The organism is Thermococcus sp. CX2, from assembly GCF_012027555.1.
Classification (GTDB): Archaea; Methanobacteriota_B; Thermococci; order Thermococcales; family Thermococcaceae; genus Thermococcus.
Genome location: NZ_SNUQ01000001.1, coordinates 338,616 through 360,098 on the forward strand (window position 1 = coordinate 338,616; position 21,483 = coordinate 360,098).

31 protein-coding genes and 1 pseudogene are annotated in these 21,483 nt (G+C 51.9%); 20 read left to right on the forward strand and 12 right to left on the reverse strand.

Annotated features, from left to right (window positions below; translation table 11 throughout):
• The first annotated feature begins 92 nt into the window (after positions 1–92).
• Positions 93–554 carry an Lrp/AsnC family transcriptional regulator gene (locus tag E3E23_RS01900; protein ID WP_167905960.1) on the forward strand — a complete coding sequence of 154 codons (462 nt, stop codon included), beginning with the start codon at positions 93–95 and terminating at the stop codon, positions 552–554.
• On the opposite strand, the gene E3E23_RS01905 is transcribed toward E3E23_RS01900, so the two are convergent.
• From E3E23_RS01905 to E3E23_RS01915, 3 genes are read right to left on the reverse strand one after another with little or no spacing between them, the layout of a single operon-like run.
• Complete coding sequence (locus E3E23_RS01905) at positions 551–1,627, reverse strand: Xaa-Pro peptidase family protein (RefSeq protein ID WP_167905962.1); 1,077 nt, start codon at positions 1,625–1,627, stop codon at positions 551–553. The two genes, E3E23_RS01900 and E3E23_RS01905, sit on opposite strands and share 4 nt — an antisense overlap.
• Positions 1,628–1,630: 3 nt before the next feature.
• Positions 1,631–1,942 (reverse strand): cupin domain-containing protein, encoded by a 312-nt coding sequence (locus E3E23_RS01910; protein WP_167905964.1) that lies wholly within the window; start codon positions 1,940–1,942, stop codon positions 1,631–1,633.
• A 1-nt stretch (position 1,943) separates the two neighbouring features.
• Positions 1,944–3,278, reverse strand: a complete 1,335-nt coding sequence (locus E3E23_RS01915; protein WP_167905966.1) for a DUF438 domain-containing protein — start codon at positions 3,276–3,278, stop codon at positions 1,944–1,946.
• Positions 3,279–3,413: 135 nt separating this feature from the next.
• Between E3E23_RS01915 and E3E23_RS01920 the strand changes: the two genes are divergently transcribed.
• Positions 3,414–3,893: a DUF1858 domain-containing protein gene (locus E3E23_RS01920; RefSeq protein ID WP_167905968.1), complete on the forward strand. Its 480-nt coding sequence runs from the start codon at positions 3,414–3,416 to the stop codon at positions 3,891–3,893.
• On the opposite strand, the gene hcp is transcribed toward E3E23_RS01920, so the two are convergent.
• Complete coding sequence (gene hcp / locus E3E23_RS01925; protein WP_240920719.1) at positions 3,890–5,254, reverse strand: hydroxylamine reductase; 1,365 nt, start codon at positions 5,252–5,254, stop codon at positions 3,890–3,892. The genes E3E23_RS01920 and hcp overlap by 4 nt on opposite strands.
• 340 nt (positions 5,255–5,594) lie before the next feature.
• On the opposite strand from hcp, the gene E3E23_RS01930 reads away from it, so the two are divergent.
• The 4 genes from E3E23_RS01930 to E3E23_RS01945 all read left to right on the forward strand — a co-directional run bounded on the left by E3E23_RS01930 (position 5,595) and on the right by E3E23_RS01945 (position 7,857).
• Complete coding sequence (locus E3E23_RS01930; protein ID WP_167905970.1) at positions 5,595–5,981, forward strand: transcriptional regulator; 387 nt, start codon at positions 5,595–5,597, stop codon at positions 5,979–5,981.
• A gap of 71 nt (positions 5,982–6,052) precedes the next feature.
• On the forward strand, positions 6,053–6,868 hold the full coding sequence (locus E3E23_RS01935; RefSeq protein WP_167906572.1) for a hypothetical protein: 816 nt from the start codon (positions 6,053–6,055) through the stop codon (positions 6,866–6,868).
• An 11-nt stretch (positions 6,869–6,879) separates the two neighbouring features.
• Positions 6,880–7,449 (forward strand): hypothetical protein, encoded by a 570-nt coding sequence (locus E3E23_RS01940; RefSeq protein WP_167905972.1) that lies wholly within the window; start codon positions 6,880–6,882, stop codon positions 7,447–7,449.
• Positions 7,450–7,509: 60 nt separating this feature from the next.
• Complete coding sequence (locus E3E23_RS01945) at positions 7,510–7,857, forward strand: thioredoxin family protein (RefSeq protein WP_167905974.1); 348 nt, start codon at positions 7,510–7,512, stop codon at positions 7,855–7,857.
• Here the strand turns inward: E3E23_RS01945 and E3E23_RS01950 are convergent.
• Together E3E23_RS01950 and E3E23_RS01955 are read right to left on the reverse strand one after the other, a co-directional pair.
• Positions 7,852–8,580 (reverse strand): cytochrome c biogenesis CcdA family protein, encoded by a 729-nt coding sequence (locus tag E3E23_RS01950; RefSeq protein ID WP_167906574.1) that lies wholly within the window; start codon positions 8,578–8,580, stop codon positions 7,852–7,854. The genes E3E23_RS01945 and E3E23_RS01950 overlap by 6 nt on opposite strands.
• 62 nt (positions 8,581–8,642) lie before the next feature.
• Positions 8,643–9,248 carry a CGP-CTERM sorting domain-containing protein gene (locus tag E3E23_RS01955; RefSeq protein WP_167905976.1) on the reverse strand — a complete coding sequence of 202 codons (606 nt, stop codon included), beginning with the start codon at positions 9,246–9,248 and terminating at the stop codon, positions 8,643–8,645.
• A 92-nt stretch (positions 9,249–9,340) separates the two neighbouring features.
• On the opposite strand from E3E23_RS01955, the gene E3E23_RS01960 reads away from it, so the two are divergent.
• On the forward strand, positions 9,341–9,805 hold the full coding sequence (locus tag E3E23_RS01960; RefSeq protein WP_167905978.1) for a hypothetical protein: 465 nt from the start codon (positions 9,341–9,343) through the stop codon (positions 9,803–9,805).
• Positions 9,806–9,905: 100 nt separating this feature from the next.
• Positions 9,906–10,157: a hypothetical protein gene (locus tag E3E23_RS01965; protein ID WP_167906576.1), complete on the forward strand. Its 252-nt coding sequence runs from the start codon at positions 9,906–9,908 to the stop codon at positions 10,155–10,157.
• A 3-nt stretch (positions 10,158–10,160) separates the two neighbouring features.
• Here E3E23_RS01965 and E3E23_RS01970 read toward each other — a convergent pair.
• Positions 10,161–10,639 (reverse strand): annotated as a pseudogene (locus E3E23_RS01970) (YbhB/YbcL family Raf kinase inhibitor-like protein).
• Positions 10,640–10,793: 154 nt separating this feature from the next.
• Between E3E23_RS01970 and E3E23_RS01975 the strand changes: the two are divergent.
• From E3E23_RS01975 to E3E23_RS01990, 4 genes are read left to right on the forward strand one after another with little or no spacing between them, the layout of a single operon-like run.
• Positions 10,794–11,255 (forward strand): DUF2284 domain-containing protein, encoded by a 462-nt coding sequence (locus tag E3E23_RS01975; RefSeq protein ID WP_167905979.1) that lies wholly within the window; start codon positions 10,794–10,796, stop codon positions 11,253–11,255.
• Between the two features lie 9 nt (positions 11,256–11,264).
• Complete coding sequence (locus tag E3E23_RS01980; RefSeq protein WP_371807512.1) at positions 11,265–11,714, forward strand: hypothetical protein; 450 nt, start codon at positions 11,265–11,267, stop codon at positions 11,712–11,714.
• Positions 11,708–12,202, forward strand: coding sequence for a hypothetical protein (locus E3E23_RS01985; protein WP_167905981.1), 495 nt, complete (start codon positions 11,708–11,710; stop codon positions 12,200–12,202). Before E3E23_RS01980 ends, E3E23_RS01985 begins: the two co-directional genes overlap by 7 nt.
• Positions 12,186–13,196 carry a PIN domain-containing protein gene (locus E3E23_RS01990; RefSeq protein ID WP_167905983.1) on the forward strand — a complete coding sequence of 337 codons (1,011 nt, stop codon included), beginning with the start codon at positions 12,186–12,188 and terminating at the stop codon, positions 13,194–13,196. The genes E3E23_RS01985 and E3E23_RS01990 overlap by 17 nt, the downstream gene beginning before the upstream one ends.
• Before the next feature lie 10 nt (positions 13,197–13,206).
• On the opposite strand, the gene E3E23_RS01995 is transcribed toward E3E23_RS01990, so the two are convergent.
• The 5 genes from E3E23_RS01995 to E3E23_RS02015 all read right to left on the reverse strand — a co-directional run bounded on the left by E3E23_RS01995 (position 13,207) and on the right by E3E23_RS02015 (position 16,826).
• Positions 13,207–14,529 carry a RuvB-like helicase gene (locus tag E3E23_RS01995; RefSeq protein WP_167905985.1) on the reverse strand — a complete coding sequence of 441 codons (1,323 nt, stop codon included), beginning with the start codon at positions 14,527–14,529 and terminating at the stop codon, positions 13,207–13,209.
• A 266-nt stretch (positions 14,530–14,795) separates the two neighbouring features.
• Positions 14,796–15,230 (reverse strand): hypothetical protein, encoded by a 435-nt coding sequence (locus tag E3E23_RS02000; protein ID WP_167905987.1) that lies wholly within the window; start codon positions 15,228–15,230, stop codon positions 14,796–14,798.
• Positions 15,231–15,239: 9 nt separating this feature from the next.
• On the reverse strand, positions 15,240–16,001 hold the full coding sequence (locus E3E23_RS02005) for a 7-carboxy-7-deazaguanine synthase QueE (protein ID WP_167905989.1): 762 nt from the start codon (positions 15,999–16,001) through the stop codon (positions 15,240–15,242).
• The gene (locus E3E23_RS02010; protein WP_167905991.1) at positions 15,998–16,261 is read right to left on the reverse strand and encodes a hypothetical protein; all 264 of its coding nucleotides are present in this window, start codon (positions 16,259–16,261) and stop codon (positions 15,998–16,000) included. Before E3E23_RS02010 ends, E3E23_RS02005 begins: the two co-directional genes overlap by 4 nt.
• A 64-nt stretch (positions 16,262–16,325) precedes the next feature.
• Complete coding sequence (locus E3E23_RS02015; RefSeq protein WP_167905993.1) at positions 16,326–16,826, reverse strand: hypothetical protein; 501 nt, start codon at positions 16,824–16,826, stop codon at positions 16,326–16,328.
• Positions 16,827–17,670: 844 nt separating this feature from the next.
• On the opposite strand from E3E23_RS02015, the gene E3E23_RS02020 reads away from it, so the two are divergent.
• The 8 genes from E3E23_RS02020 to E3E23_RS02055 all read left to right on the forward strand — a co-directional run bounded on the left by E3E23_RS02020 (position 17,671) and on the right by E3E23_RS02055 (position 21,482).
• Positions 17,671–17,931 (forward strand): 50S ribosomal protein L37ae, encoded by a 261-nt coding sequence (locus tag E3E23_RS02020; protein WP_167900725.1) that lies wholly within the window; start codon positions 17,671–17,673, stop codon positions 17,929–17,931.
• 34 nt (positions 17,932–17,965) lie between these two features.
• Positions 17,966–18,115, forward strand: coding sequence for a DNA-directed RNA polymerase subunit P (locus E3E23_RS02025; protein WP_167905995.1), 150 nt, complete (start codon positions 17,966–17,968; stop codon positions 18,113–18,115).
• A 55-nt stretch (positions 18,116–18,170) separates the two neighbouring features.
• Positions 18,171–18,812, forward strand: coding sequence for a ribosomal biogenesis protein (locus E3E23_RS02030; RefSeq protein WP_167906580.1), 642 nt, complete (start codon positions 18,171–18,173; stop codon positions 18,810–18,812).
• Positions 18,755–19,033 (forward strand): KEOPS complex subunit Pcc1, encoded by a 279-nt coding sequence (gene pcc1 / locus E3E23_RS02035; RefSeq protein ID WP_167905996.1) that lies wholly within the window; start codon positions 18,755–18,757, stop codon positions 19,031–19,033. Before E3E23_RS02030 ends, pcc1 begins: the two co-directional genes overlap by 58 nt.
• Positions 19,034–19,120: 87 nt before the next feature.
• Positions 19,121–19,711: a type I restriction endonuclease gene (locus tag E3E23_RS02040; RefSeq protein WP_167905998.1), complete on the forward strand. Its 591-nt coding sequence runs from the start codon at positions 19,121–19,123 to the stop codon at positions 19,709–19,711.
• Between the two features lie 92 nt (positions 19,712–19,803).
• Complete coding sequence (locus tag E3E23_RS02045; RefSeq protein ID WP_167906000.1) at positions 19,804–20,154, forward strand: prefoldin subunit beta; 351 nt, start codon at positions 19,804–19,806, stop codon at positions 20,152–20,154.
• Between the two features lie 31 nt (positions 20,155–20,185).
• Complete coding sequence (locus E3E23_RS02050) at positions 20,186–20,518, forward strand: DUF3194 domain-containing protein (RefSeq protein WP_167906002.1); 333 nt, start codon at positions 20,186–20,188, stop codon at positions 20,516–20,518.
• Positions 20,496–21,482, forward strand: a complete 987-nt coding sequence (locus tag E3E23_RS02055) for a bifunctional oligoribonuclease/PAP phosphatase NrnA (RefSeq protein WP_167906004.1) — start codon at positions 20,496–20,498, stop codon at positions 21,480–21,482. Before E3E23_RS02050 ends, E3E23_RS02055 begins: the two co-directional genes overlap by 23 nt.
• Position 21,483: the final 1 nt, after the last annotated feature.

Consider the following 21,483-nt stretch of genomic DNA (forward strand, 5'->3'; position numbering starts at 1 on the left):
TTAGAATTAATAGTAATTTCGCCCAAATTTTGGTGAATTCGCAGAAAAGCTTAAGACCTCAATGTCGAATTGACAGAATAGGTGGCTGCATAATGCGGGAGAATGAACACCTTGACGAACTCGACAGGATGATACTCCACATCCTCCAGGAGGACGGGAGGGCGAGCTACTCGGAGATAGCGAGGAGGCTCAGAGTACCTGAGTCGACGGTAAGGCTCCGCGTGAAGAAGCTCTTGGAAAGGGGAATCATAAGGAAGTTCGCGGCACTGATAAACCCCTTCAGGGCGGGCTACAACATAGTGGCGTTCATAGCCGTTGACGTGGAGCCGAACAAGATAAAGCGAGCAGCGGAAGAGCTAAGCAAACTGCCTGAAGTTGATGTTCTCGGCATAGCTACGGGCGCCCACGACATACTCATGCAGGTGACGGTGAAGGATTTGCAGGAGCTGGAGAGCTTTCTGATAGAAAAGCTGGGAAAGATAGAGGGAATAAGGAGCACGGAAACATCAATCCTGACGAGCGTCCGGAAGTGGGGCTACGCAAGGGTGTTTTAGGTGACCCTCTCAAGGCCGTTTTCCTTTACGATGTAGGTGTCCTCCTTCTTTATGGCCCCTTCGGGAATCATGAGCGGCGGGTGGATTATTGTCAGAACCATGTTCTCCTGCACCTTTGTGGCCCTCTGTGGGACGACGATGGTCGTTATCGGTGGTTCCTCGATTAACAGGCCGACTCCGTGGGTGTAGCCAGCTATGTAGGCATCACCAAAGCCCCTCTCCTTGAAGAAATTCGCAAGCTTCTTCTCCACTGCCGAAAGGGGAACGCCGATTCTGGTTTCCTCCAGCGCGAGTCTGTAAGCCTCTTCCTTGACCTCAATGGCTTTTCTGACACTCTCGCCGGGATCGCCGACCACGAAAGTCCTCGCCATGTTCGCATAATAATGGTTCCAGTCTGCCCCTATGACGACCGTGACGACACCGTTCTCCTTTACTTTCAGGTCCCTGAAGGGCTCTGCGTGGGCCCTTGGCGTGGTTGAGACATAAACCTTGGGATCCTCACTGCCGTTGAGCATGAGCTCGCGCATAACTTCGGCCGCTATCTCAAGCTCGCTCATACCGGGCCTTATGACTTCCTCAGCGACCTTCATGCCCCTCTGCGCTATCTTTCCAGCCTTCCTGATGTTGTCGAGTTCCCATTCATCCTTGACCATTCTGAGACCCATCGTGAGGTCGAGGATGTCCACTATCTCAACCGTTGGATTCAGCCGCTGGAATATCTTGAGGAAGATTAAGTAGGCGTCCCTCTCTACGCCGAACTCTAAACCGACACGCTCCATGCCATTACCGTGTATCCAGCTCACCACACCGGCCATCAAGTCCTCGACCTTCCGGAACTCGACGACATTCTCAATCCAGCTCCTCCGCTTGAACTCCTCGGCCTCGCCCTTGACGACGTAAACGATCGGTTCCCCTTCGGCCGGAATGAGGATGCTCGGACGGAGCCACTTGGTGCCGGTGAAGTAGATGAAGCTCGACAGGGTTCTGATGACTGCCCCATCTATCTCATTCTCCCTTAAAAGCTCCTGGAAGCGCTCGACCCTTTTCCGAAATATCTCCGGATTTCCCCTCATTTTTCACACCACCTTAACGACGAGGAAGGACATCTCCATGCTTCCAGCGTTCGAGACGCTGTGGGGGATGTTCTTAGGTAAGTATACGAGGTATCCCTTCTTAACCTCTGCCCTCTCTTCACCAACTTCTACCACGCCCCTTCCCTTGAGCACGTAGAGGAAGGCATCCACTGAAGTGGAGTGCTTCTTGAGCTCTTCACCGGGTTTTAGGCTCACGTGGAGCACGCTGACATTCTCCATCGCGAGGAGCTTTCTAACGTCCACTCCGTGAGGGTTTTCGACCCTCTCGGCGTTTTCGACGTTAACAACAATCATCTCAATCCCTCCAGTCGAGAAGCCTCTTTTCGCCCTCAATTTTCTTATACGGGGCGATGTCCATCGTAATCTCAAGGGTCCCGAGGTATTCACCGTTATCATCGAAGAGCGGCACGTATTTGATGTAAACGTACTTCGGCCCCATGCGTATCCAGAAGGTGGCCTCTTTCTTCCTGCCCTCTTTGAAGGCCTTGAGGATTTTGTTCACTATGTGGACGCTCTTAGGTGGATGGCAGAGCTGGACGGGCCTTCCGAGGACGCTCAACGAGCGCGCAAATATCCTCTCGCCTGGCGAGAAGAACCTCACGCGGTCGTCCTTGTCTATGAAGGTCACATCAACCGGAAGGGCCTCGAATATCTTCTTGAGTTCCTCTATGCTTACGTATCCAGTTCCAAGGTCTATGTCACCCTCGCGTTTGAGCTCAGCTTTGTCAAACTCCAGCGGCTGTCCCTTAAGGGCCTGCTGAACCTCCTTTGGAAGGCCGAGGAGCTGCTCTGCATTCAGCGTCGGGTCAATCTGCCAGGGGTGAAGGGGCTCAACGTCGGGGTTCCACTCCTTTGGCTGGACTTTGTAGTAGCCAAACTCGTCTTCCTGAAGTCTTATAGCCTTCCACTCACCCTCGCTCAGCAGGGCCTTAACGGTGGGATAGAATATGTTGTTTTCCCTGAAGACCATGTCAGTTAGGGCAAAGGCCGCCTCGTTTGCCTTCTCCTTGAACTTCGTGACAAACTCTTCCCAGGGCATCTCCTCCCTCTTCCTCAAAAGCTCGGCGAGGTGCTTTATCATGAACCTTATCTCGTCGTGCTTCGTCCAGAGGACAGTTGCTATTGCCGTTAGGCCGCGGCGCTCGATGTATGGGAAAATGAGCATCTCCTCGCGGTTGTAGTGGGTGAAGCCGACCTTCCTGAGGTTGGTCACTATCTCTTCAAGAATCCCGAGGATTTCCTTTCTCATGCGCTCGTCCTTGGTGTTGACCAGTGTCGAGGCGTATAGGTTGAGCATCTCGGCGTCCTTCATGATCTCCTTGTTCTCCTCGTAGAGAGTCCTGAGCGGGTGTCCCTCCGGAAGGTCCTTCTCTTCGAGCTCGTCAGTACCCGAAACTGCCTCGCGGAAGAGCTCGACGTGGATGTCGCACATCTTGGCTATCTCCTTGGCGGAAATGCCTTCCTTCACCAGCTCCTGCTCGATGAGCGGGATTTCAAGGGGGGAGATGCTACTTAAGACTGCCTTAAACTCGGCCTTCAGCTTGTTTACATCTTCTCCCTCGTGTATCTTTTTGAGCAGATTCTTGAGCTGCTCCTTCTTATACTCCCTGTTGTTCAGTAACTCGGTCATCTTAGTCACCTTCATGACATATGTCATAGGTGGCGCTTATAAGTATTTCTGGACATATCTGGGCATGAAAAACTAAACAATTCTGACCAGTAAAGCTTATATGCCGTGTGTCATACATTCGAACGGTGAGCGAAAATGATGCTCGATGTTAGGGGTTTGAAACCTCCCCAACCAGCTGTTATGATCCTCGAGAGCCTCGGGAAGCTCAAGGTCGGGGATACACTTGAGGTTATAGGCGACAGGCCCTTTGTTGACCTGATTCCCAAGTTGGAGGAGGCAGGATACAACATTGAAGTTAGGGAAGTCGGCGGTTTCTTCGTCCTCAAAGTTACGAAGACCGAAAGCTCGAAGGAGCTTAAGATGGAAGTTAAAGAGTGCGACGATAGGCTGGATGAGATAACAGAAGACACCAACGTGGCCAAGCTTCTCAAGGCCTATCCTCAGTCCCTTGAGATACTCGTCAAGTATGGCTTCTCCCCGCTCCAGAACCCTGTGATGAGGAAAACCCTGGCCAGGACAGTGACCCTTAGGCAAGCCAAAAAGCTTCTCGGTATGAGCGACGAGAAGTTCAAGGCCACGATGGAAGAATTGAAAAAACTGGAGGAAAGGAATTAATCCATCTCCTCCACTGAGATGGCCCCATCTTCCACCCTTATTCCCTTGCTGAGCATGTCTTTCAGATCCTTCTCTGGGTCACCAGTCAACCTGAGGTCAAACTGCTTCCTTAGGATTTCGAAAACGTTCGGCGTTAGGAATTCTGGCGGTTTTGGACCTATGTAAATGCCCTTCACTCCCAGGTACAGAAGGGTGTAAAGTATGCCGATGGCCTTCTGCTCCATCCACGACAGTACTATGCTGACGGGGAGTGAGTTAACGTCGGTTCCGAGCTCGCTTGCCAGAGCTAGTGCTATCTCTATTATCGAGTAGACGTTGTTGCACTGGCCGAAGTCCAGGAACCTTGGAATGCCATCGATCGTCCCGTAGTCCCTCGCGTTGTAGCGGAACTTTCCACAGGCGGCCGAGAGTATTATGGCATCGTCAGGGATGAGCTCTGTGAGCCTCTCGTAGTAGCCCATGCCCTTGTGGGGCGTATCACAGCCACCGACGACGAAGATGTGCCGTATCTTGCCCTCCTGGATGAGCTCTATGAGCTTATCTTTCATGGCGAGCACATTGGTGTGGTGGAAGCCCGTGAGAAGCTGTCCCCCTTCAATTTTTTCCATCCTCGGGGTTTCCAGAGCCCTCTTTATCAAAGGCTCGAAGTCGTAGTCCCTAATGTGCGGGACTCCCTCAAGGCCCGCTATTCCAACTGTGAATATTCTGTCCGCGTAGGCCTTTGTCGGCTGCTGGACGCAGTTGCTCGTGCCCAGTATAACACCGGGGAATTCTGCAAACTCCTTTCTCTGGTACAGCCAGCTCCCGCCCCAGTTGCCGTAGAGCGACTTGAACTTCCTCAGTTTGGGATAGGCGTGGGCGGGGAACATTTCTGCGTGGGTGTAGACCTTGATGTCATCCTCGAGTCCCATCTCTTCAATCTGCTTGAGAAGCTCGTACAACGCCTTATAGCTGTGACCCGTGACGAGGATGCCGTGACCTTCCTCGGTGCCAGTGGGCACTTTCACGGGCTCCGGCCTTCCAAAGGTCTCAACATACGCCCTATCCAGAAGCTTCATGGCCTCAAGATGGATTCTTCCGTTCTCAAGGATGAGCCCAAGGAAGCGGTTTTTGTCGAAGTTGACGTTCGTCAGAGTAGAGTATAGGGCCTCGGCAAGGAAGTGGCCAATCTCTGGATTGTCGTAGCCAACCTCGAGCGCGTGGTAGTAGTAGGCGGCGGTGCCCTTTATTCCATAGAGCAGCGCTTCCTGAAGGGAGTTCAAGTCCGGGTCTTTTCCGCACACGCCCCTAACGGTACAGCCACCACTCAGGCTCATCGAACACTGGTTGCAGAGCATCCCAACACCTCCAGGCAACTTCATCACGATCCCTCCTATGACACGTGTCATATACTTCGAGTTATAAATGAAGATACCTTCATAAAAAGTTTGTGGTTTCTTAACCTAAAAGACCACATTTACATAGCCGGAAAGAAAATATTTGGGACGTATAATTGCATTAACTGTTACATCATGTTCTAATTTTTGAATTAAATGTTTTCAACTTTCCCGCTCTCCCAAAGCATATATGACACGCGTCATTACATTGTGATCTCCTGAGAACCATGAGTTATGACAAAGAAAATGTTCATTTAATCCAACCTGAGGCTTGGCCAAAATTCGACCAAAAGTCTTAAATATTCCGTGCGTCATATAAGGATACATGAAAACTAATGCTTTCGAAGTTGCTTCACGCTATGTCTACCCCTCGTTGAGGCGCAGACTTGTAGAGATACTCAGGGAGAAGGGACTCAAGCAGACACAGATAGCGGAGCTTTTGCACATTACCCAGTCCGCCGTTTCTCGATATCTGAGGATGGACAGGGGGGCTTTAATAGACGTCGCCCAGTTCCCAGACATAGATGATGACCTCAAAAAGCTCGCCGAGGAGATAATCAGGAAGAGACCTACCGAGTACGAAATCCACTCGATGCTAGTTCAAATCTCGCTGGAGATGCTGGGCAAAGGCTACGTCTGTTCTTTCCACTCCCAGATTGACCCCGAGTTGAACCCTGCCCAGTGCAGGGTCTGCCTAGAGCTGTTCGGTTAGCCGAAAGTTTACAGCCGAGACTAACACAACATTTAATATGTTTCGACGTGTATCTTAACCGGGTGATTCTCATGAAAAGGGCACTTGTAACCCTTACTCCCCCGGAGAGCAAGAGGTTGATAGCCAAAGCAGTAGTGGCCATGGAAGAGGTCCAGCACGCCCTTAAGCACGGCTTTGTCTACATCGCGACTGGAACGACCGCAGCCTACATAGCCGAGGAGCTCCTCGGGGAGAAAATCGAAAAGGAGAAGTGGACCGTTGGAATAATAAGCAAAGGCAGAACGTGCGTTACCCCCAAGGATACCTGGCCGAAGCACCTCGTCCTCTACAAGGGGAAGCCCTTCGAGGGCGAGCCGATAGAAGCCCTGAGAGAGATGGGACCAAAGGACGTCTTCATCAAGGGCGGAAACGCGATAGACGTAAACTGGAACGTGGCCGTCTTTGCCGCCGCCCCAGACGGAGGGACGATAGGCAAGACCTTCGGCTGGACGATAGCCAAAGGGGTCTTTACGATAACGCCCATAAGCCTGGAGAAGTTCGTTCCCACGCCCGTGGAGGAGAGCGCCAAGCTCACTGGCATATATTCCTTCGACTGGGGTACGGGCCTCTATGCGGCTCTCGTTCCAATCCCCCATGCTCACCCAGTGACGGAGGTGGAAGCCTACAGGATACTCGCCGGCGTTGAAGCGATACCCATAGCCGCTGGGGGTGCCGGTGGGGCCGAGGGAAGCGTAACGCTCGTTCTTGAAGGAGAGGACGACGCCATGGAAAAGGCCAAGGAGATAACGAAGGCCGTGAAAGGTGAGCCCTACCTCAAGCCGTACACAGAGGACTGTGCCGTCTGTCCTTTCGCAAAGATTTGTGGTCTCGGAAGCGGAGCCTTCTGAGGTGAAGCTTGATGAAACGGGCCCTCGCTTTGGTTCTTTTAATTCTTCTTTTGGTTCCACTCGTTCTCGCCGATGAATACGGGGAAGAGGACGAGTACGAGGCTGGATACACGGCCTTTGCAGTGGCTGGAGTTGCCATGATAGCAGTGGGAGTGATCTATTACTCGCTCACCAAAAGAAAGCTTCTGATAATCCACAAGAAATCGAGCGAGTGGGGCTTCGAGATAAAGCCTGAGCAGCCCTACGTGACGGTGTTTGGGCCGATTTACCCCCTCACCATCCACCATGTCCTCACGATAACAGGTACCCTTTTGGTGTTCGTTCACTTCTTCTCGTGCGATAATTACTCAGGCCTCGCTGGAGGAACCGGTCTCAGCATGGCCATAACACTGGTTCTGCTGAACGTCAGCGGCTTTGTTGGACGTTACATTCACGGCAAAGTAACCCTAGCCGCAAAGAAGCACGACAGCGCCATGGCCAAGAAGTTCGTCAGGATACTGGGGCACTGGAAGAAGGTTCACATTGCACTGGCGATAATATTCGCGATACTGCTCATCATTCACCTCAACGCCGTTGATTGAAGCTTTTTTCAAGAATTTCTTTTTAAGCTCCCGTTTTTTCTCTTCTATTGGGGGTGAGCCATGGACGAGCTGGAGATGATTAGGAGAAAAAAGATGCTCGAGCTGATGAAGAGGGCTGGGATGATAGAGGTCAAGCCAAAGGGACCTAAAGTCCTCATTGAGGTCATCACCGCCCCAGGCTGTCCCTACTGTCCCATAGCAGTCCAGATGGCAAAGGAGCTAGAGAGGAAGTACGAGGGAGTGGTAGCTAAAGAGCTAAGCGTCGCAACGCCAGAGGGACAGAGAAAGGCTATGGAGCACAACATCCTCGGAACTCCCACCATACTGATAAACAACAGAGTGGAGTTTATAGGCGTGCCAAACTTTGGGGAGTTCGAGAGAAAAGTAAGAGCGCTGTTAGGCCTATAGTGAGGCCCCCGTGAGAACCCAGATCCCTATCGCTATGAGCAGTATCCCCGCTATCACGGACAGCTCCCTGCTGTGCCTCACCATTGCCTGGGAGAAGCGCTTGCTCTCTGTGACGCTTCCCATCGCCAGCAGTATGACCACCAGCGGCAGGACAAAGACGAGGTTGTACAGGGCGAGCAGGAGAAAGGCGAGCGTTTTTCCGCTCTTTGATATTATTATCGCGTAGACGAGATAGCTCCCGGCAGAGCAGGGAAGGAGAGTCGTCGACACTATGACACCGAGGGTGAAAGCTCCCAGGAGCGTCGCGTCGCTCCTGAATATCTTTTTCCTCAGGTCACTCTTCCCAAAGACCCTTGACTTCTCCATTAATCCTGTAACGATGGTATACAGGCCGAATATTATCGCGGCAACGCCCGCGACCCACAGGGGCAGGTGGCCAGCGAAGTAGAGCAGGCCAACACCCAGGAGATAGTACGAGATGTAGACGGCCGCTATGAATGAGGCCCCAATGATATAGAGCCTCCTCCGTGAAATCTCTCTAACGGAGAGTGCTATGAGGAGCATGGTGTAGATGACGAAGGTGCACGGGTTTATGGAGTCACTCATCGCGAGCGTGAAGAACTGCGGGATGAAGTGAGTTAAACCGAGTGCCCAGAGCGCCAGGGAGCTTATTCCAAAGGAAGCCAGGAGGATGATAGCCAGTGCCTTGACTTCACTCCTCATGGTAGCCACTTCCGCCATAGACTTTTTGTTGCTTTCTAAAACAAAAAGTTGAGAACAAAAGGTCAGCGCCTTCTCAAGGCGAGGAGGGGCAGGAGAACAAGTACCGCGACTATTCCCGGGCCGCAGGTCTTGCCATCATCCCCTGACTCTTCTCCATAGGTACCCGTAGATGCGGTAATGCTGGGAGCCTCAGTGGATTCGGCCCCTGGAAGCCTGTGCTCAACGTAGATCGCCTGAAGTTCCTCAATGACGGTCTGGTTTTTTATCAGGTATGCCTGTCCCCCAACAACCAGTATGAGACCTCCTTCCTGCATGGCAGCTTCGATTATCTTGGGCGTTGCCGAAACGTTGAACTCACCCTCTATAATGGCGTAGAGCTTCCCGTCGTACGCTATACCTATTGCTGGAACCCCCATGATGCCGGTGTATTTGTACTGTTCACCGAAAAGCTTCTGATTCTCCTCGTTGTTCACCAGCTCGTAATAGGTCAGACTTTCGGGGCCGTAGATTTCCGGGATGAGCTTTTTCATGTTCTGGCAATGGGGACATGTGGCCATGCCATACATGTAGAAGTGAATTTTGTTTGAGTCTATCTGGGTTTCGGCCGCTGCGTAGGAGAGTGTCGAAACCGTCAGGAGGAAAAGCAGCAGTAAAGCAATCCTCTTCATTTTCTCACCTGCAGATAATTCTCGCGGAAGGTTATAAACCTTGGCCGCGGAAAGCTTAAATCCTTCAAAGCCCAAAAATTGTGGGGATAATCATGCAGGAGTGGTATCGCTCTCGGGCGCTCTATGAGGCGGTCCTCAAGCTTGTTGATTCTGGAAACTTCGAAGAAGCCGTCAAGATGACGGAAGATATACCCGACAAAGGCATCAGAGCGAAGGCCCTCTCACGCATCGCCGTCGCGCTGGCAAAGAGGGGGGCCGATTATAGGGAAGTCCTGGAAAGGGCCATAAAATCCGCCCTCGATATAGACAACCATGACGAAAGCACCAAGGCTTTAATGAGCCTCGCCTTTGAGTTCCTGAACCTTGACAAACCCGAGGAGGCCATGAAGATAGCCAACTACATACCCGACCTCTCAAACCGCTCGAAGATACAGGCTGAAGTTGCGTTAGCCCTCGCCAAAGCAGGTAAGATCTCTGATGCAATGGAGATTATCAACAGTATCCTTGATGAAGACGTTAAAACATGGGCGATGTCTCGGCTCGCGAGTCAGCTTTAGCTTAGACTTGCCTATTTCAGGCATTCTATTCCCAGGTTTTAACATGTATGCATCCATAAGGCTTTTTTAGGCTCGCCCGTTTCCCGTTCGGGTGAGAAAAATGAACGGTGGAGAGATAATAGGACTCCTAGGAATGCTACTGCTGGTCAGTTCGTGGCTACCTCAAACCATCGAGACCGTGAAGAAAAAGCACTGCCCGCTGAACATGAAGTTTATCATAATCTACGTTGTAGCGGCAACACTGCTGACGATATACTCCTACATAATAGGGGACTGGATATTCTTTACCCTGAACTTCCTGTCTGCACTCCAGAGTGCCATAAACCTCGCGGTGAAACTGCTCTACCCATGACCTTTATTTTCTCTCGTAGAGCCCCACAAGTTCCCCACACTGGATGACGTGCCCTTTCATGGCTTTTTCCAGTTCTTCCCTGCTGGCTCCGGGGTTTAGATTTAGCTTCCTGTCAAGGATGTAGACCTTGAAGTGATAGTGGTGAACGCCATGTCCCTTCGGTGGACAGGGGCCGTCATAACCTATCCTTCCAAAGTCGTTCATACCCTGCATCACGTGAACCGGCTGCTCAACATTTCCCCTGGGCGGGATCCCCTCGGTATCTCTCCGAGCGGTGAAATGTTCCAGGCCACCCAGTGGGTAAAAGTTCCCCCAGGAGCATCTGGGTCATCAACTATTATGGCCACACTCTCGGCTTTCGGGTCAATATAACCAATGAAAATCGGCGGGTTAATGTTCTCCCCATCGCAAGTAAACTCAACGGGAATGAATTCTCCGTCGTGGAATATGGATCCTATCTCAAAGGTCTTCTCAAATGACATATCTGCACCTCCTTTCGAAGACAGGCACCCGCCGCGAGCACCGTGAGGGTCACCAGCAAGCTACCTACTTCATGGAAAGATATACGTTCTCATCCGTAAAAACGTTTCTTAGCAAAGATTTTAATGGTGGATTCCCCAAGTTCAACGATGAACCATGAGGGTGCTGTGGGAGAAAGAAGTGAGCACGGATGATATAGTCGTCTCGCCGAGGCCCGTCTGGAAGTGTAGGGCATGTCCAATGTACGGCAAAAGGCCAAGCTGTCCGCCCCACGTCCCGGACTGGAGGGAAGCTAGGGACTGGGTCAGCTCATTCAAACGGGCGCTTCTCATCAAGTTTGAGATTGACTACAACAACTTCGAGGTCGAGAAAAGGAAAGCCCTCATCTACCTTCTTAAGCGCGAAGAGGAGTTATTCAAAGAGGGCAAGATGTATGCGATGGCCCTCTTCCCTGGGAGTTGCAACCTATGCGATTACTGCCCCTTTGAACAGGGCGAGCCCTGCAGGATGCCGACAAAGGTAAGACCGTCCATAGATGCCATCGGGATAGAGATAGGACGGCTGGTGAGGATAGACTTCTCCGAAAGCGTTTTGTACGGGATGGTGCTAATAGAATGAGGTGGGAGCGTGGGGAGTAGAGCGTTTCGCATGAAGTTTGGGATAGCCCTCGTGATGTCCTTCGTTTATTCTCTCGCTGCAGCGTGGTTCTACTACATACCCGCGAAGGGCGAGCCTTTTCTGGAGGTCTCCTTCGGGACGCTCCTCATCAACTTCTCCTTCCTCGTCTTTCTGCTGTGGATAGTTGCCATTCCACACGCCAAAAAGAGCACCGCCGCCGACCTGGTTCTCATAACGGTAATGATCATACCGGCCGGCGTTCTCGCTACCCTGCTCATTCTCTTTGCCCTTACTGGTTTGGGAATCTACGAGAGCTATGGCCTCGAGTACTTCCTCATGCCGATAATGCCATTCACGCTCGCCTACAGGACCGTGGAGGGAAAGGTAACTGTTAAACCAAGCCTGCTGGCATTGCTATATGGAATCATTGCATTCGCATGGGGGAATCTCGCATGGTGAACCCGAGGAAGATAGCATACGTAACGCTGCTCGGCCGCTCAGAATGGGCACTCGTCAACACCTACTACGCGGTAGCTTCCAAGGGAAGAAAGCCAAAGAGAGTGTTTGTGTTCACAGAAAAGACTTACAGAGACAAACTCCCACGGGTGATTGAGGCTATACGGGCGATCTCAGAGGCTTACAACTTCATGCCCGAGATAGAGAGCGTGGTAATCCCAGACAACAGCTTTCTAGAGGCGGATAAGAAGTTCAAGGAGCTCTTTCAGAGGCTTGAGAAGGAGGGATATACCATTGGACTCGACGTAACTTCGGGCAGGAAGGCACTGGCAACGGCGGCGGTGGTTCAGATAAGGGACTTCCCGGTAGACAGGATAATCTACATGGCACTCCTCGATATGGACTTTCCGGACAGGCCGTACATGATGATTCCGAGACACATGCAGAGGCTCAAGAACTTCCTCGGTGATGAAAATGTCAGTGAGATATGAGATAATCGAGAAGCCCGAGCTCCAGATACTCATAAACGTCCTTCCTGAAATAGTGGTTAGCTATCCCCTCTACGAACTGCCCCTCTTCCGTGCTTGGCCATCAGAGGCTGGCTATGAAGTGAACGTCCTAGTCGGCCGCCACGAGTTCAGCGAAGCCGTTCCGGAGTACCTGTCCTACGAGCTGCCCACCTACATCGACTTCTACGAGGCATTTATCTCCGCCGGAATACTCCGCTACGACAACATAGAGGAGTTCATGAAGAGCCTCGAGCTCTACGAGTACCTCCGCAAGGGAGTTACCTTCGCTCCCGACACTAATCTCTTCTACCACCGCTTCATCTCGGGCTTCCGACCGCTCGACGGTTATCAGATAGTCGTGGCTGAGGGAGTAAAGAAGGAAATAGAGAACGCCATGAACTACAAATACCACCGCAGCCAGCTGAGCGAGATAGGAAAGGCCGTCAGAAACGCCCACCTGCTGAAGGAGTTCAGCAACCGGCGCATGAAGAAGTCTAGGAAAGCGGCCTATATAGCCCTAAAGGAGTTCGAGCGCCTGAAAGAGCGCATAATCATCGCGGAGAGCGTCAAGGATGAAGCCCACAACAACGACGAGATAATCATTAAGTCCCTCAAGCGCTACGACGAGATGACCCCAACTCTCCTCGTCTTTCTGACTGCAGACATAGCAATAACCGACGTTGCGGAGATAGAGGGGCTGGAATACTTCCTCTTCGATTACCCAACTGCCAAACTCGGAAAACACGAGGTAACCGCATATCAACTCAGGACGCTGATATTCAACTTGGCGGCCGTTTTCGGGGTCATTGAAGTGAACGGTGTAATTGTTTTCGGAGAGTTCGGCGGCAAGCGCGGACTGAACGAGCTCAAGGTGCTCTTCCCCGAGGAGAACAGGATTTACCACGAGTTTATGTTCCATCTGAAGCTCTGTAGGAGACTGATGGAGATAATGGACGAGAAAAGGAGCAGAGGGTAAAAGGAGCGAATCACTTCAGCATTCCCTCAAGCGTTTCCACGAACTCTATGCTCCTTCTGAGGTCGGCGAAGTACTCTTTAGCCTTTTCCACGTGCTCTCTCTCGACCTTTCCGCCCTTCGCTATGACGCTCGCTGGAGCCAGGAGCTGGACGGCATAGCGCAGGCTGGTCTCCTCGCCGAGCTCAGCGAGGTACTCTATAGCCTCCTCGCTTATGTCAATCTTCTCTTCCCTCGCGCGAATCTTGACTATCTCCCGGATTTCGTCCCTCTTGTAGGGCTCGGTGTTGATTATGAGCAGCCTGTCGAGCATGTCTATCGGTATGCCGTGCGGGGCCTCGATGTCCGTTCCTCTAATCTTCGTCCTTCCGCGGTTAGTTGCCAAGATGAGAATCGGTGCCAGCTCGCTCTCCATAGCCCTGGCCAGGAAGGAGAAGGCCTCTATGTCGAGCATGTGAACCTCGTCGATGAAGAGCACTCCCGGGACGAGGGTGGCCTTTCCGTCCTCAATCCACTTCTTGACCATCTCGTCGACCTTCTCCCTTATCTCGTCGCTTATCTCTGCCCCAGAACTGAAGAGCAGTCCGAAGATGTTGCCCCTCGCGTTCGCAACATCGAGGTCGTGGAGCGTGATGGTGTAGGTGAACTCCTTTATCTTGAGCACCGGGCCGCTCGGCAGGTTGACTCTCCTCTTGAAGAAGAGGCCTTCCTCCTCCTTGACAGTTCCGAGCTTTGAAATCCTGCCCGTCTCAGCGTCTATCTGTATGACGTCGCCCTCTTCAACGCCCAGCTCCATGAGCTGGTAGGCTATCTCCCTGCCGGCCCTTATGGTCTTCTCATCGTCCTTCGTGCGGAGCGTTATTATCACGCTCTCGGGAATCTCCACATAGGGGTTGAACGGGTGCCTCGTCTTTCTGACTTCAATCTCCTTGACTTCACCCTCGTAAACCTTCCTTTCCTCGCTGATTCTAACGCCTATGGCCCTCCTCAGGGCCTGCTTCAGGAACTCGGTCTTCTTGACCTCGGCGGAGTAAATCTCGCTGCCGGCCATCTGGACGAAGGGAACATCCTCACCGAGCTCCCTCGCTATTCCCATGGCTATTGCCGTCTTACCGCTTCCGGTCGGACCAACGAGGAGGATTCCCTTCCCGGCGAGCTTTCCGCGCTTGATGAGCTCGACGGCAATTCCGGCTGCTTCTCTCGCTTTAACCTGCCCCACCATACCGTCGGCCATGAACTTCGCCTTTCCGTTCTCGTCGAGGCCAAGGCCCCTTATGTGGGAGTGCATGCCGACCCTCTCGAAGGATACCTTCGCGACCTCCTCGATGACCGGCATGACACCACCCCCTTAATCTTTCCGCTGGTTACTAAAATAAGGGAGCTTTAAAAATTTGACGGCTCAGAAATGGCCTTCAGGAATCGCCTTATCGCACCAAAGGCCTTTTCCTCCGGAGCGAAATCCCCCGTGACTCGCTCAAAAGTCTGTGCTCGCTGGCTGAAGATTAAAAGTTTTTGTGGCTCAGGCCGTCGATCCCGGGCATCACTCACCCTAAAGGCCAATGTCATCATCGCCGGTGGAAGTTCGCGAGCGGACTTAAAAACTCACCTAAGCTTGGCAGCAAAGTACAGTGAAGCAACGCCCGTGATTATGCTCGCTGCGAGGATGAAGGTACCGATGGTTCTTACGAGATATGCATCCTCCTGAAGGGCGAGCCAGCCGAGGAGAAAGCCTGCCAAAACGAGCGAAATTACGGAGAGCTCCGATTTCCAGAGAAAACCGATTCCGAGGAAAAGACCAGCGAGCAGGTAGAGCGGGTTCCCGTAGTTCAGGAAGAGGAGAAGGGGCAGCGCCAAACCTGCCCATGGGACTATCTTACCTCCCCTCTCGTCGCGGTTGATATAAACCGAGCCGACTATGAGGGTTAGGAGCGATAGAACAGCGCTTACCTGGGAAGCTGTCGGATTGGAGTTCTGAGTGTACATGGAGAGGAGCACAAAAACCGCCGAAAGACCCACGAGCGCGAGGGCCTTTCTCATGCCACCACCTCAGAGCACGTTGAGGTACTTGTGCACCTGGAAGCTCAGCCCAACGTTCTTGCGACCCATTATCAGAGCTGCCTCGCGGTAGAACTCCATCAGTTTTGGCTGGGAGATGTCAATGGGTTCTCGCGGCTGGATCACAAGTGGTGCGAGGCCTTTCAGGAGCGAGGCATACCAGCGGACGTTCTCTATCTTTGTGTCCCTCGTCACCACGAGCTTGGCGTATGTCTTTGCCCCCGCATCCTTCAGAATCCTTATGCTCTCTACCTCACGGAGAACGAGAGCTTTCCAGTCTTCAGTTGCCTTAGCCGTTTCGTCCTTTATGTCCACGCTGGCATAGTCCGTGAGATGAGCTACTTCCTTAATTAGCTCTGGAAGGCCGCCGTGGGTCTCAAGGAAGTTTGAAAAGCCGAGCTCGTGCATCCTCTCCATGAGGGCCTTGAGTGGCCTGACCTGAAGCGTTGGCTCGCCGCCGGTGTAGCTTATGGAATGTATATCCCCTGTGTCAAGCCGCAGGATGGCATCGACTATCTCATCCAAACTCGCCGGGTTAGGTTTGTATTCGAACTTTCCGGTGAAAGGCTCGACCTCGTAGCGCCAATGCAAGACCTTGGAGGCATCTATGAACTCCCTCGAGTCACACCAAATGCAGTTCAGGTCACAGCCTGCGAATCGGACAAATATCTGCCTCCGTCCAAAGGCAGAACCCTCGACGCTCCCTCCTTCCCCCTGCCAGCTGTTGAACACCTCTGCCATTATGAGTTTCATTCCGACACCTCACTGAGGTCTATGCCCTTTACCCTATCGCTCACGTAGCCCTCGAGTATCTCAACACGCACGCTTCTGTCTTCGCCCGTCATGTCGGCCATGAGCTGGACTCCTCTCGCGTAGTCCCAGAGGCGCCTCTTGGCGGCCTCTTCAATGGCCTCGCACATGACTATGATTTCCCCCGCGTTCTCCCTGCTGGCAATCTCTATGACCTTCCGGGCGTCCTCCTCAGTGAAGAGGCCCCTCTTCTTGAAGAGCATGCAACTCCCCCCTGTTTTCTGCAAGTACATAATTACATAATTCAATAGTTGCACAATTAACGAATTAAACGTACTCCATGAGCATCCCCACGGCCTCTTCGAATATCTCCCTGTCCGTGCCTTCAACGACGCTCTCGAGGTACTGGAGGTTCAGGAGGTTGAGTATTATGTAGGCCGTGTTCCTGTCGAGACCAAGGTCGTAGGCCTCATAGAAGACTATCTCCCTCCCAAGAGCCTCGTTCAGCATCTCCACGAAGTAGGCGATGTCCTCCACGCGGAGCTCGTCCCACTTGCTCTCCATCTCATCGAAGTAGCGCTCCATTATCCTGAGCGTCTCGAGGTCGAGCTTCAGCGTGCCCTCGAAGTAGGGAAACTCGCCAACGCGGAATATCTTAACTCCCTCTTCGTCCTGGATACCTATGTAATCCCAGAGAAGAATACCCTCTATGACATTGTGGCCGTAGCGGCTCGCCAGATACGTGAACCTCTCCACTATCTCCATCATGTCCTCAAGGAACTCCTCCTCATCCCTGAAGTGGATTATCTTGCTTATCGTTCCAGCCATGTTTTTGCACCTAAAGGAAGGTAGGGTGTAGGGTTATAAGGGTTTAGCTATGAACCCCGCAGACCTGCATGCCCGGAACAAAAGAAAGACACCAAATAAAGAGTAAAGACTCAGGCTCTCGCCGCTTCCCACGAGAACACCCAGATATCATGTCAAAAAGAAGATGAGTATTTTCTTTCTTTTTTTCGAGAATAAATTTTTTCAGAGTTTAGTTTCACAAAGAGAACAAACCAAAAGAAGCCCAAGTAAAAGAGTGCACACAGCCGGCCAGTAACCCTTTTATTTTCCCTGCATTATCATCAACCGCCCGAGGAGTATTGGGTTGCGATGACCTCGGGACCCCCAGGGGGCCGACATTCCCAAAGGCCCCCTTTCTGATACAAACTTTTTGCCAAGCAATGTTGGAGCTTCGCTCCAACACACGGAGAACTTCGTTCTCCGCTGAAGTTTGATCAAAGTTTGTGACTCTCTCGAAAAGGGGAAGCTCGAAAGGAGCGCATCATAAACTGCCAGTTTTCCAGTTGGATTCGTTCACACGGGCGTTTTAGGTGTTCACTAAAAGACCGACGCCCAACGGGCGTCAAAGAAAATTGTGAACATCCCACGGCGGACAAGTGTCGAGGGAATCCACCTCCGTGTGCAGAATTAATTTGCGCTCATACTCAGCATTGTGGGGATAATAGGGAGTCACAATCTTTGATGAAACTTTGCCCAGCAAAGTTTCCCACGAAAGGTTTATTAGGGACAAGCCCGCTCCGAGTGTCCAGGTATATGCAAAGGTTTATAAAACGTCCTCTGGAAAACCCTTCAGTCGTGAAAATTGTAGCCTTTAGGGGTGATGCTCATGGGAAGGACTACTAAGGTCGGTTCAGCCGGAAGGTTCGGTCCGAGGTACGGTCTCAAGATCAGAAGAAGGGTCGCGGCCGTTGAGGCCAAGATGAAGCAGAAGCACGTCTGCCCGGTCTGCGGAAGGAAGGCCGTCAGGAGAATAAGCACCGGCATATGGCAGTGCCAGAAGTGCGGAGCAACGTTCGCTGGCGGCGCCTACCTGCCGGTTACCCCAGCAGGAAAGGTCGCGAAGAGGGTTACCTCTTCGAAGGCCTGATTCCCTTTCCTTTGCTTAGTTTAAGGTGGTAGCTATGGTGATGGCTGTTTACCGCTGCGCAAAATGCGGAAAGGAGGTCGAACTCGACCTCGAGAACACAAGGGAAGTCCGCTGCCCCTACTGCGGCAGCAAGATACTTTACAAGCCCAGGCCGAAAGTGGCCAGGCGCGTCAAGGCGATCTGATTCTTTTGAATTTCGAAAGGCTTTTATTTAATCAACCGAGTTTTGAGTGAGGGCCATGATGCTGATAACGACTTCACACAGACCAACGAGGAGGACGAGGAGCTTCGGACACGACCTGGAGAAGGTGTTCCCCAACTCCCTTTACTTGACCAGGGGAAAGAAGACTATCCAGGACTTGCTGATGGAGGCCTATGACAGGAACTACGAGAGGCTCTTGATAGTCAACGTCTGGAAGGGTAATCCCTTGAAGATGACCTTCATCAAGGTCGACCCGGAGGACTGGGGCTACCTCGGCTACCTCTACCTCCACGGCATCAAGCTACAGCGCGAGATTGGTTTCAGGGACATCAGGCCCATCCGCGAGGAGATGCCCTTCATAGTAACCACAGCCAAGCGCGTCGGTCTCGATCACGTCGCCTTTGCTCAGGCCTTTGCCGAGCTCACGGGCGGCAAGTTCGTCCCAAGAAGGGAGCGGAGTCTCCTCGGAATCGCTGATAGGTACAACACCGACGTTCTGGGTGTTATAGAACGCCATCCGCGCGGAATGGCCGTCAACTTCTACCGCCTCGACGTATCCAAGGAGAGGGCCGTCGGCCCGCTCATAAGCGTCAAGATATGGATAATGGAGGACGGCAGGAGATGGGACTACAAGGAGGCGCTGGGAATAAGGAAGAGGCCTGGCCAATCGAAGGAGTGATTGAACTGGAACTCCCCGACGAGGAGACGGCCAGAGTAGTTTATGAGAGTGTCCTTTACGAGCACGAGAGCGTTCCCTACCGGAGGAGCAGGATCGATTTCCTCCTCGAAGGAAACAGGCTGATAATCAGGTTTCTGGCGAAGGACAACTCCGCCCTAAGGGGAACCCTAAACTCCTACCTCCGCTGGATTAAGGTCGCTATGGATTCCATTGAAGTATAATTTGAGAACTAACTGGAGTTATCCCAAGATATGTTATCAAAAAGTTAAAAAGATTCTAGTAACGTATTTCAAAACTGGTGACTAATAATGTGGGGAACATTGCGAATTCCAGTTTCGAGGGAGTTGCTGGAAACCATAGAGTACACTAAAAAAATTTCAACTCGGATATCCAATGAAGAAGCGACAAAGCAACATTTGATACTACCACTTCTCCAAGTTCTCGGATGGGATATTAACAACCCTGATGAGGTCTACCCTGAAGCCACTAGCAGTAACGGACAACGGCCAGACTATGTTCTCAAAGTAAACTACAGGCCGGTGGCATTTCTTGAAGCCAAAAATGCCAAATCCAAAATTTTTAGGGGGAACAAAGTAATTCTACGACACGCGAGACAATTATTAGGATACTGCTTCGAAGAAGGTGTTGCTTTGGGCATTTTAACAAATGGTATTCAATGGGCACTTCTCAAAACATTTGAGCCCTGGAAGAAGATTGAAGATAGAGTCCTTGTAGCCGTGGATTTAAGAGTCCAAGACATAGAGGAAGCAGCTGAGAGACTCGTGTGGTTTTCCAGAAGAAGCATTCGAACTTATTATTCGTCTGGAATCCAAATTCCAAAGGAATATTCAGAGATATCTCGTACTCCTAGGAAATATCAGCCAAGGGGTCTACTTTAAAGTTTTTGATTTCCTGTTATAATTTTGTCCTTAAACTATTTAAAGCCTCGCCCTTATTCTAACCCGGCATTACGATTACGGAGGTGTTTGTCATGCAGAACATTCCGCCGCAGGTTCAGGCTATGTTGGGCCAGCTCGAGAGCTACCAGGGACAGCTCCAGCTTGTCATCCAGCAGAAGCAGAAGGTTCAGCTCGAACTGACGGAGGCAAAAAAGGCCCTCGAGGAGATAGAGAAGGTTGAAGACGGAACCGTCATCTACAAGACCGTGGGAACGCTCATCGTCAAGACCGACAAGGCTAAGGCCCTCGAGGAGCTGAAGGAGAAGGTCGAAACCCTTGAAGTTCGTCTCAACGCCCTCGAGAGGCAGGAAAAGAAGCTCAACGAGAAGCTCAAGGAGCTCACCCAGAAGATTCAGGCCGCTCTCAGGCCGACCGCTGGCTGATTCCTCTTCTCTTTCCTTTGAGGTGATAGCGATGGACGAGGGGAGCAGTGGGAAAAGGGTTATCCACATCGGGCTTCCGGAGCTGAGCGAGGAGCAACTCATAGAGATAGGCGAGCTTGCCCAGGAGACGATAATAGACTACGTCTTTGACCACCTCACGCGGAGCGAGGTCAAGGACATAGAGGTGACGATGAGAATAAACCGTGGGGAGACCCTCGATCTGGAGATTGAAGTCTATCTCGAGGTTCCCATCTTTGTGAAGGTGGACGTTGATAAGCTCATAGATGAGGCCGTGGAGAGGGCCTACGAGAGAGTGGAGACGAGGCTGAGGGAGATAGCCGATGAGGGGAAAGATAAAGCTTAAGCGTTTCATGGAGAATGCAGGGGACAAATCCTTCCTCCTGCTCTGTCATCACAATGCAGACCCGGATTCTCTTGGCTCCGCTATAGCCTTTGCCCTCTACCTTAAATCCATTGGAATAGAGAAGGTCAGAATCGGCGTGGCCCAGAGTGTTTCCTCCTACACAAAAAGGCTGCTCACCTTTTCCCCGGTTCCCATCGAGAAGGATCCACAGGTTCGCGAGGACGTCGTGGTGATATTCGACACGTCCTCGATTGAGCAGCTCGAACCTATTGAAATTCCCAAGGACAAGTTCATAATCGTGATAGACCACCACGCCGAGAAGGAGAATCCGATAAGGGCTGATATAATGATTGTTGATTCCTCAAGAACCTCGACCGCTGAAATCGTGTGGGAGCTGTTTAAATATCTCGGCTTTTATGACGAGACCTCAGCTAAGGCCCTCTTGGCGGGAATAGTCACCGACACCGCGACATTCCGCTACTCCAATGCCAAAACCTTCAAGACCGTGAACGAGATTCTGGAGAGGTTTCCCATCCAGATGGGGGAGATATACAACCTGGTTGCCCCCGTCAGCGACGAGAACATTGACCAAGCGAAGAGGATGGCCGTGCTGAAGGCTTGCCAGAGACTCGAGCTGAGGAAGTTCAGGAAGTACATCATAGCGGTGTCAAAGGTTTCGGCCTATGAATCCCTCGCCTGCAAGACCTTCCTCCAGCTTGGAGCCGATATAGCAATAGTCGGAAGTGAGAAGAAGGGCGTCAGAATTTCTGCGAGGGCCAAAGAAAACCTGGTAAAGAAAGGCCTGCACCTCGGTAAAATCATGGAGAAAGTCGGGCCGGTTATAGAAGGCTCTGGTGGCGGCCACGCTGGTGCCGCTGGAGCGAACGGGAAGGCCAACCTTGACGAGGCCATAAAGCTGATTTTGAAGGAGATTGAGAAGTTTTTGAGAAATCTGGAGGGTTGAA